At 66.2% G+C, this 13,254-nt stretch carries 9 protein-coding genes; 2 read left to right on the top strand and 7 right to left on the bottom strand.

The window, feature by feature from the left end; all coding sequences use genetic code 11:
• The 7 genes from F6X53_RS30860 to F6X53_RS30830 form a co-directional block, all read right to left on the bottom strand.
• Nucleotides 1-2,475: PAS domain S-box protein (locus F6X53_RS30860; protein ID WP_151005564.1), on the bottom strand; the 2,475-nt coding region annotated here is incomplete at its 3' end.
• A gap of 184 nt (nucleotides 2,476-2,659) precedes the next feature.
• A complete protein-coding gene (locus F6X53_RS30855) occupies nucleotides 2,660-4,066 on the bottom strand; it encodes an amidase family protein (RefSeq protein ID WP_151005562.1) in 1,407 nt (468 codons plus the stop codon).
• A gap of 105 nt (nucleotides 4,067-4,171) precedes the next feature.
• On the bottom strand, nucleotides 4,172-4,873 hold the full coding sequence (locus tag F6X53_RS30850) for a cyclase family protein (RefSeq protein WP_151005560.1): 702 nt from the start codon (nucleotides 4,871-4,873) through the stop codon (nucleotides 4,172-4,174).
• Between the two features lie 103 nt (nucleotides 4,874-4,976).
• Nucleotides 4,977-5,717 carry an ABC transporter ATP-binding protein gene (locus tag F6X53_RS30845; protein ID WP_151005558.1) on the bottom strand — a complete coding sequence of 247 codons (741 nt, stop codon included), beginning with the start codon at nucleotides 5,715-5,717 and terminating at the stop codon, nucleotides 4,977-4,979.
• On the bottom strand, nucleotides 5,714-7,504 hold the full coding sequence (locus tag F6X53_RS30840; protein WP_151005556.1) for a branched-chain amino acid ABC transporter ATP-binding protein/permease: 1,791 nt from the start codon (nucleotides 7,502-7,504) through the stop codon (nucleotides 5,714-5,716). The genes F6X53_RS30845 and F6X53_RS30840 overlap by 4 nt, the downstream gene beginning before the upstream one ends.
• Complete coding sequence (locus tag F6X53_RS30835) at nucleotides 7,501-8,376, bottom strand: branched-chain amino acid ABC transporter permease (protein ID WP_151005552.1); 876 nt, start codon at nucleotides 8,374-8,376, stop codon at nucleotides 7,501-7,503. The genes F6X53_RS30840 and F6X53_RS30835 overlap by 4 nt, the downstream gene beginning before the upstream one ends.
• Nucleotides 8,377-8,439: 63 nt before the next feature.
• Nucleotides 8,440-9,633, bottom strand: a complete 1,194-nt coding sequence (locus F6X53_RS30830) for an ABC transporter substrate-binding protein (RefSeq protein ID WP_151005565.1) — start codon at nucleotides 9,631-9,633, stop codon at nucleotides 8,440-8,442.
• Between the two features lie 297 nt (nucleotides 9,634-9,930).
• On the opposite strand from F6X53_RS30830, the gene F6X53_RS30825 reads away from it, so the two are divergent.
• Complete coding sequence (locus F6X53_RS30825) at nucleotides 9,931-10,893, top strand: LysR family transcriptional regulator (RefSeq protein ID WP_151005550.1); 963 nt, start codon at nucleotides 9,931-9,933, stop codon at nucleotides 10,891-10,893.
• A 583-nt stretch (nucleotides 10,894-11,476) separates the two neighbouring features.
• The gene (locus F6X53_RS30820; RefSeq protein WP_151005548.1) at nucleotides 11,477-12,622 is read left to right on the top strand and encodes a PGN_0703 family putative restriction endonuclease; all 1,146 of its coding nucleotides are present in this window, start codon (nucleotides 11,477-11,479) and stop codon (nucleotides 12,620-12,622) included.
• Nucleotides 12,623-13,254 lie beyond the last annotated feature (632 nt).

Below are 13,254 nucleotides of genomic sequence, written 5' to 3'. Positions count from 1 at the left end.
CCACATCCGGTCGCGGTCGCGCGTGCGCTCCTCGACCTGCTGCTCCAGGCCTTCGTTGAGGCGTTCCAGCTGCGCCGCGGCGCACTTGCGGTCCTCGATGTCAGTGTTCGTGCCGATCCAGCGGACGACCGCCCCGTCGGAACCACGGATCGGCTCCGCCCGCACGAGGAACCAGCGATAGGCCCCGTCGGCGCGGCGGATGCGGAATTCCGTCTCGTAGTTTGCGCCGGCTGCGAGCGCTCCCGCCCAAGTCCGACCTGCCGGCTCGACGTCGCCAGGGTGGACAATGGCCGCCCATGCTCCTCCGTCGAGCTCGCCCGGCCGCGCGCCGCTATAGGCGTAGACCTGCTCGTTGAACCAGTAGAGCGCGCCTTCGGCATCGGCCGCCCAGACGTGGTTCGGCATCGCCTGCGCGAAGGCCCGGAACTGCTCCTCGCTCTCGCGCCGGCTCGCCTCGGCGCGAAAGCGTTCGATGGCGGCGCGGGTGCGCTCGGCGATGTCGCGGATGAAGGCGAGCTTGTCGGTGCGCCAGTCCCGGACTTGCCGGTCGTGCAGGAAGAACAGGGCGACCAGCCGGCCGTGCTCCATCACCGGCACGTTGATCAGGGCGCGGGCCCCGACCGCGATGAGGGCGCCCGGGTCGGCGGCGGTGCGCGGGTCCGTGGTCACGTCGCGGATGACGACCTCGCGGCCTTCCTCCAGGCCCGCCCGGATCCCGCCGTAATCGTCGAAGCGGTGGCGGCCCGCGATGCTGGCGACGCCCGGCGCCGTCCAGTCGCGCTCAATCACGACGTGCTCCAGCGTCCCGTCGACGGTGCCGTACCCGGCCCGGTCGAGGCCGAGCGTGCGGGCCATGATCTCGGCCCCGACCGCGGCCATTTCGGCGGTGTCTCGGCAAGTCTGAAGCCGGTCGCCGAACGCGATCAGGGCATCCCGGAAGGCTTCCTGCCGCCGGCGCTCGGTGAGGTCGCGGGTGACGGTGCCGTAGCCGGAGACGCCGCCGTGGGCGTCGCGGACGGGGAAGATGGTGTAATGGACCGGGACCGCGGCGCCAGTCGCGAAGTTGCGGAAGCACAGGTCGCCTTCCCAGAAGCCGCTCTCGCGCACGGCCGGGAGGACCTCCTCCTGCACCGTCGACCGGTCCTGCGGCTCGAAGTAGTCCGCCAGGTTGTAGCGGCGGGCTTCCTCCAGGCTTGCGAGCCCGACGAGCCTGCGGCCCGCCTCGTTGAGGAACTCGGCCCCTCCGTCGAGGCCGGCGAGCCCAATAAAGTCGCTCGATTGCTCGACCAGGGCCGCGAGCCTGCGCCCCTGCGCCTCCGCCGCCCGGGCTTCCGTGATGTCGTGGACGGTGCCGACGAAGCGCACGGCCTGCCCGTCCCGGAACACGGTCATGCCGTTGGCCGCGAGGTGGCGCTCGGCGCCATCGGCGCGGCCGATCACCCGATACTCCAGGTGGAACGCGCCCTGCGAGCGGATGGCGGCCTGGACTGCCGCATCCGCTCTCTCCCGGTCCTCCGGATGCAGGCCGGCGAGGTAGGTACCCTCGAACGAGACCGGCTCGTCGGGCCCGATGCCGAACAGGGCGCGGGTCCGCGCGTCCCAGGTCAGCGCGCCGGTGACGAGGTCGTAGTCGTAGATGCCCGTGCCTGCGCCCTCCAGCGCCAGCCTGAGGCGGTCCTCGGCCTCCTGCAGGTCGGCCTGGGCGGCCTGCCGCTCGGCGATGTCGGTGACCATGACGAAGAAGCCGTCGACGGTCCCGCCGGTCCTGCGCGGGATGTAGCGGATCTCCGATTGCCGAGTGGTGCCGGCCCGATAGGGCATCGGCGCGTCGAAGGTGACGTCCGCGCCGGCGAGCGCGCGCGCCATGTAGGGGAGCCGCGCTGCGTAGACCTCCTCGCCGACGACCTCTCGCACGGGGCGGTCGAGGATCTCGCTCGCCGGCCGGCCAAACCAGGTCTCGTAGTGCCGGTTCGCGAAGCGGTAGACGTGGTCCTTGTCGATGAAGGAGATTAGCACCGGCAGCGCGTCGGTGACGACCTGGAGCTCGTCCCGGCTCCGCCGCGTCGTCGCTTCCTCCGCCGTGGCCGCAGTGCGGTCGCGCAGGATCTTGAGGAAGCCGAGATCGGAGCCGTCGCGGGCCTTGAGGGGCATCAGCTCGCCGCTGGCCCAGAACCGCGAACCGTCCTTGCGCAGGTGCCAACGCTCGTCGGCGGCACGCCCAGTCTCGCTCGCGCACTGCATCTCCGTCGCGGGCCGATCCGCGGCACGGTCTTCGGGCGTGAAGAAGGTCGCCGTCGGCTGGCCGAGCATCTCCTCGGCCGACCAGCCCAGCACGCGCTCGGCGCCGGGGTTCCAGGCTGTGATGCGCCCTTCATGGTCGGTGGTGATGATGGCGAAGTCGACGGCGCTGTCGAAGATCGCCTGGCAGGCGACCGGGCCCGGCTCGTCAGGCGTGCGTCGGGAGGAAATGTTCAAGCTGGTGTACGCGGCGAGTTGAGGGTGAGGGCGGACGTCCGCTGGAGATGGGAACGACCTGAACATGATTTCAGACGAGCCGTAGGCCGAGCCGGAAAACTACGCAATCGCCACCCGGCCCGCCTAGCGGAGGATCTGAAGCAGAAGCGCGCCGTCCAAGGGCGCCTGTTTCTGAGCGATCTGCTTATGCAAGCGGCGGCTTGAGATTGTAGCCAGGAGGTTTGGTGCGCTCAACGGCCGCCGCGACCCGCACAACATCAGCCTCGCCGAGGCTGCGGCCGACGATCTGGAGGCCGACCGGCATGCCGTCCGCTGCAATGCCCGCACAGACCGAGGCAGCCGGCTGCCCCGTGAGGTTGAACGGATAGGTATAGAACACCCAGGTCACCAGAGAGCGGTCCGAGAGCCGCTCGGGCAAGTTGCGCCCCGCCTCGAGCGAGGTGACCGGCACGGTCGGTGAGAGCAGCACGTCATAGCGCGCGAAGAAGCGGCTCATCTCGTCGCGAAGCGCGTAACGCCGAAACACGCTCTCGTAATAGGCCCGCATCTCCTGGGCGAGCGCAGCGTCGAGCACGTCTGCCACGGCAGGATCGAGGAGGTCGCGCTGCCTCTCGAGGACGGTGCGCAGGCGCGTGCCGACGCCCGCGTAGAATTCGGCCGTCCAAAGATCGCCGGGATCGCTCTCGAACACGGTCTCGACTGCCTCGACGATGGCGCCTTGGTCAGCGAGCGCCATCGCGGAAGCGCGGGCGATCTCGACGATTTCGGGATCCGGTCGGGCATAGCCAAGCGTCGCACTCCAGGCGACGCGCAGGCCGGCAACAGAAGCCTGCGCCGCTCCAAGGAGATCCGGAACCGGTCCAGCGACCGCGGACGGGTCGCGCGGGTCGTGCCCTGCCACGGCCGTGGTCAGAAGCGCGGCATCCGCGACGGACCGAGCCAGCGAGCCGACATGGGCAAGGGTCGGGGTCGCGGAGGTTGGCCAGACCGGAACGCGCCCGAACTGCGCCTTGAGGCCGACGAGACCGGTCAGCGCCGCCGGGATGCGAAGCGAGCCCCCGCCGTCGGTGCCGATCGCGAACGGGGTGATGCCGGCCGCGACCGATGCCGCGGCCCCGGCGCTCGAGCCGCCGGGCGTTTTAGCGAGATCCCAAGGATGGCGGGTAATCCCGGTGAGGGGCGAGTCGCCGACCGGCTTGCAGCCAAACTCGCTCGTCGTGGTCTTGCCGATGATGATGGCGCCGTGCTGCCTGAGCCGCTCTACCGAGGGAGCGTCAACGGTGGCCACGTTATCCGCCATTGCCCGCGAACCCGATGCAAAGGGCTGCCCCGCGACCGCGATCAGGTCCTTCACCGAGACCGGCAGGCCGTGCAGCAAGCCGAGCGCGCCGCCCTGCATGACCGCCGCCTCCGCCTGCCGGGCGGCGGCGCGGGCGGCGTCCGGCATCAGCACGAAGAAGGCGTTGAGGCTGGACTGGGTGGCTTCGGCCCGGCTCAGAGCCCGCTCGGTCAACTCGACCGGCGAGACTTGCCGGGATGCCACGAGGCGCCGCAGTTCCAGCGCGCTCATGAAGTCGAACTCGCTCATCACGATCCTCCGGGCAAGGTGGCTGTGGAACGGGGCCCCGCTGCGAGGGCCAGCGCCCGGAGTGGGGCTGGTGCCGGAGCCCGAACGGTTCGGGGCTCCGGCAGGAGGTCAGGCGTCGACGAGCGCGAAGGCACGTACTGGTGAGCCGGAGCCACCCTTGAACTTCAGCGGGACGCCGAAGAACTGGACCTCGCCCTTCCCGACGAGTTCCTCCAGGTTCACCAGCCACTCCCAGTGGCTCATCCCGAGGTCGCGGCAGAGCCGGTGCTGGGCGAAGATGTTGTCGCTCGGCTTGTCGGTCGAGGGGCCCTCGACACCGTGCATCTTCGAGCCGCGCTCGTGGAGCCAGCGCGTGGCCTCCACCGTCAGCAGGGGGTTCTTCCAGACAGAATCGACGCTGGGATAGTTGCGCGCGTGGAAGCCGGTGCAGAGCAGCACGATGTGGCCGTCGACCTTCACGCCACTCTTCTCCTCGGCAGCTTCCATGTCGGCGACCGTGATATCGCCAAGATCCGGGATGTGACGCAGGTCGAAGCAGACCGCCTTGCCCATGAACATCTCGAGCGGCATCTCGTCGACGGGTGCTCCGTTCGGGTTCACGTGCTTGAAGGCGTCGACGTGGGTTCCGACGTGATCGAGCATGGCGATGAAGTTGGTCTGGAACGTCATCGCGTCGCCAGGGACGCCGAGGTTCAGCGCCGCCGAGCTCTCATGGCTGAGATGCGTTGTGATGACCGGCCGCTGAAACAGCTTGTGGGCCGGCATGTTGTCTTCGATCAGGAGGCTGAGGTCGACGACGTGTTGGGGCATGACTTGTCCTTCGATAGGGATGGTGGAGACCGTCCGCGCTCCGGTGTGTCCGGGACGCGATGCTATCGGCCGTGGCGCGAGGCGGGGTGGACCCGCCCAGCGCTCAGGCAGCTTTCTTCTTCCCGAGGAACGCCTCCATGACGTCCGGGTCCTTCGCCAGGACGGCACTTGGCCCTTCGCGCTCGACGTGCCCATGCGCGACCACATAGGCGTAGTCCGCGATGGCGAGCGCGTAGGAGGCGAGCTGCTCGACGAGAAGAATGGTGAGGCCCTGCCGGTTGAGATCGCGCAGGATGCCGATGAGCTGCTCGACGATCTTTGGAGCGAGGCCGAGGGAGAGCTCATCAATGACGAGAAGATCCGGTTCGGTCATCAGGCCACGGGCGATGGCGAGCATTTGCTGCTCGCCGCCCGACATGCTGCCGGCCGGCTGCTGCAGGCGCTCGCGCAGGCGCGGGAATAGGCTCAGAGCCCGCTCCAGGTTGCGCTTGGCCTCCGGCCGCTTCAGGCCGCCATGGACGTAAGCCCCCAGAATCAGGTTGTCCTCGACGCTCTGGTCGGGAAACAGCATCCGGCCTTCGGGCACCATCACGAGGCCACGCGCCACCTTCGCATGCGCGGCCAAGCGCGTCGTGTCCGCTCCCTTGAACATCACGCGTCCGGCCGAGGGCCGGACGAGGCCGGTCAAGCCGCGCATGAGCGAGGTCTTACCAGCACCGTTGTTGCCGATCACCGCGACGAGCTGGCCGGGACGGACCAGCAAGCTGGCCTCGCGCAGCGCCGTGGCGGCGCCGTAGCGAACTTCGATGCCCTCGACCGAGAGCAGGGGATCCTGGGTACTCATGCGGCCTCCGTCGCGGGCGCCTGCGTCAGCGGGCCACCGAAATAGGCCTCGATCACGCGAGGATCGGCCTGGACCACGGCGGGCGACGCGCTGGCGATGATCTGGCCGTAATCGAGCACCGTCACGGTGTCGGCGACAGCCATGATCAGGTCGACATGATGCTCGATCAGCAGCACCGAGACGCCCAAGGCGGCGATCTTCCGGATCATGTCCTCGAGTTCGTCGATCTCGTGAGTGGTCAGACCGGCAGCCGGTTCATCGAGCAGCAGCAGCCGGGGCCGGGCGGCGAGGGCTCGGGCGATCTCCAGGCGGCGCTGGTGGCCGAAGGGCAGGAAGCGTGCGGCTTCGTTGGCGTATTCGGCCAATCCTACGAAGGCCAGCAGCCCGATCGCGGCGCGGCGGCAGGCAACCTCCTCGCGTCGGAAGCCAGGCGTTCGCAGGAGAGCACCCGGCAATCCGTAGTGCCGGCGCTGCTCGACACCGACCATGACGTTCTCAAGCACGCTCAGCTCGCCGAACAGCTCGGTGTTCTGGAACGTGCGGCCAAGGCCGAGCCGAGCGATCTGGTGCGGCTTGTGTCCGGCGAGCGGAAGGCCGTCGAGGCTGAATGAACCGTCGGTCGGGCTGTAGAAGCCGGAGATTGTGTTGACGAAGGTCGACTTGCCGGCACCGTTCGGGCCGATGAGGGCATGGATCTCGCCGGGCTTGATGCGGACCGACGCCTCGGAGAGTGCGGTCAGGCCGCCGAAGCGCACGGTCAACCCTTCGGTCGCCAACTCGGCGGGTGCGCGCACACCATCCTGCAGGAACTCGGCCACCGGCATGCCCTCATGCGGATCGATGCCGCGAGCTGGCGGACGCAGTCGCCCCAGGAGGCCGCCCAAGGTGCCGAGGATGCCGCGCGGCAGACCGAACATCACGAGCAGCAGCAGCGCCCCGTAGACAAATTTCTGCCACTCGGCGAATTGCTGCAGCAGCTCGGGCAGGTAGGTCAGGATGGCGGCGCCGATGACAGGACCGAAAGTCGAGGCAGCGCCGCCGAGGATGACCATCAAGAGGAAGCGAACCGAGTCCGAGAAGGTGAAGATGTCTGGCGAGATGTAGGCGTTGAGGAAGGCATAGAAGCTCCCGGCAATCCCCGCCGTCGTCGCCGCAACCACAAAGGCGAGGGTGCGCAGTGCCGTCACGTTAATCCCGAGGCTGCGCGCCGCGGTCTCGCTCTGCGAGACCGCCAACATGGCGCGGCCATAGGCCGACCACTTGAGATGATGGGCGAGCAGGGTGACGGCGAACAGGGTGGCGGCGAGCACCCCGTAGAAGGCATAGCCCGAGAGCGGAAAGCCGAGAATGTTGGGCCCGGGAATGCCGCTCAGGCCCGTCGTGCCGCCGGTGAGTGACTGCCACTCGATCGCGACGTTCTCGACGATGAGGCCGAAGGCGATCGTCACGACCGCAAGGTAGACGCCGCGCACCCGCACCGTCGGATAGGCGAGGAGGATGCCGAACAGGCCGGAAATCAGTGCAGCTCCGAGGCTGGCGAACAGGATGTCGAAGCCGAACCTCGTCGCCAGGATGCCGCCCGTATAGGCGCCGAGGGCGAACAGGCCGGCCTGACCGAGCGAGACGAGGCCGGTGAGTCCCACGAGCACATTCAAACCGACGGCGATGATCCCGTAGATCAGGAAGAGCATGAAGAGCCGGAGCTCGTACTCGTTGCCGGCCGCCACGGGGACTGCAACGAGGGTGAGCGCGAGGAGCGCGAAGCCAAGACGGAAAAGCGCGTTCATACCTTGAAGATCTCCCGCTTGCCGAACAGGCCCTGCGGAAAGGCCAGGAGAACAAGGATCATCGCTCCGAACCCGACGATCTCACGTGCGGCGGTCGAGACGTATCCTTCGACGAACTTTTCCATGATGCCGAAGGCCAGACCTGCCACGACGACGCCAGGTGCGCTGGTGATGCCGCCAATGATCGCGACCGCGAAGCCCTTGAGCCCGAGCAGGGCGCCCATCGTGGCGGAAGCCTGGATGACGGGCGCGACCAGCACGCCGGCGGCGGCGCCGAAGAGGGCGGCGAGCCCGAACGACAGCATCACGATACGGTTGACGTCGATGCCCATCAGAGAGGCGGCCTGCCGGTTGTGGGCGACGGCCTGCATCGCCCGACCGACCAGGGTTCGCTTCTGCAGCAGGCGGAAGCCGATCATCGCAACGACGGCAACGAGCGGGATCAGAAGCTCCTGCGGGTAGACGCCCGCACCACCGATCGTGATGGCCTTCTCGATGCCCGGCGAGGCCAGGGGCCGCGAGAAGCCGCCGAACTGCATCGTCGCGAGCGACTCGATCATGATGCCGACCGCGATGGTGGTGAGCATCCAGCCGATCGAGGCGTTCGTGCCCGTAAAGGGTCGGACCGCGAAGCGTTCCAACACGACCCCGAAGATGCCCCCGGCGGCGATGGCCAGCAGACAGGCCAGCGGTAAGGGCAGGCCGGCATCGACACCGAGCACCGCCAGTACGGCACCGAGCATTAGGGTATCGCCATGGGCGAAATTCACCGCCTTGGCGGCAGACCACATGATGTGGAAGCCGAGCGCCACCAGGGCGTAGATCCCCCCGATGGCAAGCCCCGAAAGGGTGTATTGCAGAGCCGTTGTCATCACTGGCTTTCCGCCCATCGCAGAGTGGGCCGGCCGGCGCCGAAGCGCCGGCTCGCGACGGGTTCAGTTCGCCTTGCCGTAGGGGGTCTGCGCGATCGGCAGCAACTTGCCGTCAGACCAAACGGTCAGCTTGTAATCGCGCGGCAGGATCGCGTCCTGGCGCTCCGGGTCCGATGCATCGAAGGCCGGGTCGTACTTGGCCACGAGCCCATCGTGGCGGACGCTGTAGAGGGCCTCGCGGACCTTCTTCCAATCGTAGCTGCCAGCCTTCTCGATCGCTTTGGCGACGATGTAGACCGCATCGTAGGCGTTCGCGACGCCCGAGCCCATCTTGATCTGAGACGGGTCCTTCAAGCCGTACTTGGCCTGGATCTTCTGCCAGAGCGCCTGACCTTTGGGATCGAGTTCGCCCATGAAGCTGTAGGTCTGCACGACCTCCACGCCATTGGCGAGGGGACCGGCGAGCTCACCGAGATTGCCGGCGATGCCCCAGGCACCGATGATCGTCGGCTTGTAGCCGACCTTGTCCATCGAGCGCACGATCTGGTTGCCCTCCCGGTCCAGCGCCCAGAACAGCGCCACATCCGCGCCGGCGTCCCGCGCCCGCATGGCTTGCGGGGTCATGTCCTGATCGTTCCAGTTGAAGGTCTCCGTCGCAACGAGCTCCTTTCCAGCCTTGGCCACCGCGGCCTTGACATCAGGCAGAGCGCCGTTGCCCCAACCAGTATTCTCATAGAAGAAGGCGATCTTTCCGGATTTTGAGACCTTTGCGGCCTGCTCAACCAGGAAGCGGGCGACCCATTTGTCCTTGGCCGAGACCCGGAACATGTAGTTCGGGCTACGGCCGTTCTCGATCGCCTGTGTGTTGGCGGCGAGAACGCCAACGAATGGAATTCCGAGGGCGTGGACTGGCTCAACCTGCGCGACAGACACCGTGGAGTGGTAGCCTCCGAGGATCACCACGCACTTGTCGGCCAGCGCGATGCGGCGGGTGTTGTCGACGCCGCGAGGCGGTGCGCCCGCATCGTCGTACTGAACGAAGCGCAGGCGCTGACCCAGCACCCCACCCTTCGCGTTGATTTCCTCAATCGCGATCTCGGCGCCCATCTTGATGGCCTGACCGCCGAAGGCTGCCGGACCGGTGATCGCCGCGGAGTTGCCGATGCAGGGCTGCTGCTGAGCCAGCACTGGCGTCGACAAGGCAACCGCCATCGGAGCAGCCATAACGAGGCTGCGCAAATACTTCTGCGCTTTCATGCGAAACTCTCCAAGTGCCTGTGAGCGCGTGTCGGCAGCGCCCAACCCACCCGCAACTTACTGGAAGTTACCCGTTCAAAACGAAAGACATCAAAGACCAATTTCCGATACGACCTATCGGAAAAACCTATCAGCATGATCCATAAGCAAAAGCGATCGTACAGGCTTGGGGGCAAGTCTTTTGCTGCGCAGCAAAAAGCCGAAAATCGTGCCCATAGGATGCGCAGATTGCCCTTTGGTAGATCATTTGACAGAAGTGCCGGCGGCCGACGATCCTCACGTCGGGAGAACGCGCGTATGGACCTTCGTCAGCTTCGATACTTTGTGCAGATCGCGGAGAGCGGGAACGTCTCCCGCGCTGCCGAGGTGCTGAGTGTGGCGCAGCCCTCGCTGAGTCAGCAGATCCGAAATCTCGAGGGCGAACTCGGTGTGGAGTTGCTCTTTCGCCATGCCCGTGGTGTTACGCCGACCGAGCAGGGCCTCACATTCTACGAGCATGCCCGCCGCATCCTGCACGAGGTCGAGCGGACCAAGGACATCGTCCGCTCGCAGGCAACGAGCCCGAGCGGGCGGGTCTCCGTCGGCCTGCCAACTTCCGCCTGCCGCGGACTGTCACTGCCACTCTACGAGTCCATCGCCGAGGCACTGCCGAACATCACGCTGCACATTGTCGAGGCGATGAGTGGCACGCTCGACGAATGGATCCAGGCCGGCCGCCTCGACGTAGCGCTGCTCTACGATCACAAGGCCTTCGAGCATGTGGCCTGGACCGAGATGATGGTCGAGGACTTGATGCTCATCGTGCCGGCAAGCCACCCGATTGCCGGCCAGGAGCAGATCGGCTTCCAGCACATCTTCCAGCTTCCATTGCCGATCGTATTACCTGGGCGCCCGAACATCCTCCGCGTCGTGATCGAGCAACTGGCCGCTCGTCACGAGGTCACGGCCACGGCGATCGATTGTGAGAGCCTGCCGGCCATTGCGGAACTCGTACGCTCGAAGAAGTTTGCTGCGATCATGCCGCACTTCGCTCTGTCCGCGGAGATCGAGCGCGGTGAGATGATTGCGATCCCTATTACAGACCCGACGCCGTCCTGGCGGTTATCGGTTGTGGTCTCCCAGCGCACGCTGAACGGCCGCGGCAGCGAGGGCGTTGCCAAGGTTTTGGCGAGTGTCATCGCCGAGCTTGTGGAGAGGGGTGCATGGCGGGCGCGGCTCAAGTCGAACGAGAGGCCGTCACCGGCACGGCATCGCGCATGATTCGAACACCCGCTCGTTAGTGACCTACTGAAGGGCGCTGGTCAGAAGACGTGCGCTTCACGCCACAAAGCGGCCATTCGATCGAGCTAAACGGAATGACCGTTTTGGGTCAATATCTTCCGTTCAGATTCAACGCAGCAGGAGATTTGCGGCCTCTCAGATTGATGATTTGAAGCTCGTTGATTGCCCAAATCACGACGCAACGCATAGCTGCGAAGGGCGACGGCTCAATCGAGTGTGCATGGGCTTCTTCACTGACTATAAAATCACAACCCCCTGCACGATGCGGACAACCACTACGCTAACCCAGCCAGCCCGGCGTGGACGGCGGTGCCGACCACGACCTGCCCGTACGCCACGGACGGCCACGACGTGGATGACCACAGCGACGAGCACGACGTGACCGTATGGCTCCCACTCCGCGGATGTAGCCAACGGCGCCCTCTACCTGCACGACGACACCAACCTTCGTCACTCCCACCAAGCGCCTTGCCACTGACCTATTCCCGTTCAGTTCTCGATCCTGTCCGGGAACCCTGATCTGACCGCATCACCGCGGCCGCACGCATGTCAGGACTTCCTCATGGCTAACAACGCCCTCATCCCGCTGACACCAGGCGGCGACCCCGCCTCTTCATCAGCCGTCCTTGCCCTGCTTGATCCTAGCGGCCTGGGACCAATGCCCTGGCTGCCGCTCATCTCCGAGGCCCAGCGTCGCCAGCGCCACGTCTTCGTCCCCGCCGACCACCGCTTCAAGGCCGCCGCCCGCTTCCTGCAAGCGCTCTGGCGCGAAGACCGAGAGCTACCCATCGGCCTCCACATTGACCCACGCGGCAAGCGCCGCCGCCTCGGCTCGCGCATCAGCATGTCTGCTGGCGGAGACGGCGCCAACTTCCTTCATCCACGCATCATTCCGGTCGTTGCCCACGCCCTCCACTACCGCGAGCCGGGCGCGGCCTACGACGTGGACCGGCTCAAAACGAACCTGCTCTCGTCCCAGCCGCTCACCTTCAACCTCTTCGGCCTGCTCGCGCGCGACCTCGATCTCGCCACCCGCTTCATGGCGGAGTTGTTTCCGGGCCTAATGCAGACAGTCACGCACCTCACCTTCGAGCACAGTCCCAGCCGCGGAGAGGCCCGCTTCACGCGTGACGGCACTGCCTTCGACGTCGCCATCCGCGGGCGAACCGCCACCGGCGAGCGGGTCTTCGTTGCAGTTGAAGTAAAATACAGTGAGAGCACCTACGAAGCCGTCCCGCGCTTCAGCTCTCGATATGCTGAAATCGCCCAAGCCTCAGGTCTGTTCATCGACCCAGCCGCACCCGCGCTAACAACGAACCCCTGCCAGCAACTCTTCCGGCAGCACTGCCTCGCCGCGACAATCCTCAATCAAGGTCTCGCAGACCGGGCCGTGCTCACCTTCATCGCGCCTAGCCACAACACGCTCGCGCACACGGCCGCCGCAGCTTACATGCGTTTGCTCACCGACCCGCTGACCGGTCCCCTCCCCTTCATTCCGCTCACGCTGGAGCGCGTGATCACGGCCATCGCCGCAGCTGGCCTGCCGGAGCATGCCCGGGCGCTCCACCGCCGCTACAGCGATTGGTGGCTTGTAGACGGCGAACTCGAGCTCAACGCGGTGCCCTCCCCTGCAGGCTCCGGCACCGCTGAGCTGACGGTGACTCGCCGCCCCGGAACCCGTTCTGCCCACCGAGCAGAGGCAGCGTAGGCTAACTCACTCTGAACCAGTGGCGTCGGCGGTTCACGGCTGCCGGCGCCAAGCCACGCCAACCTACAACCATGCCCGCCTACGACCCAGAAGAAGGCTGACACCTGAGCAAATCTTCCCTGTGCAACGCTCAACTCACCGAGGTCAGACAGACCTTCACCCACCTGACATCACAGCGTCACTTCGAGCGACCACCCGAGTCCATACATCTGGCTTTTTGGGCAGAATCGCACCCAGCCAAGTGTTTGAAACTTCAGCACGCTCAATTCAATCCTGCTGCCTACATGCCGCCTTCATGGCCACCAACGACCTGTAGCTCAGCCCGCCATGACAAACCGGCATTTGTACCCTGATCCATCAATGATCACCCCGCCTCGAAATGGCAGAGACGCGCCATGAGCAGACATCAACTCCCCGTCCGATAGCAGACATTCAGATCCTGCTGAACGGCCGTCCGCTGTCGACCCCGAGCGGACCCTCATGATGTCAGCTACGTGGCAGTCCGACACGCCGCCCAAGCCGCCCTCCCGCTCGTAGGTCCTACTGTCTGCTATGGGGATAAACTTAGAGCGCCTAACAGAACGGGCACGGATCGGGCGGACGGGCGTTGGTCTTGATGGCTCGTCCGCTTC

Source organism: Methylobacterium soli (assembly GCF_008806385.1).
GTDB lineage: Bacteria > Pseudomonadota > Alphaproteobacteria > Rhizobiales > Beijerinckiaceae > Methylobacterium > Methylobacterium soli.
The sequence above is the reverse complement of the archived record's forward strand: the minus strand, read 5'-3'. Positions and strand labels throughout refer to the sequence as shown.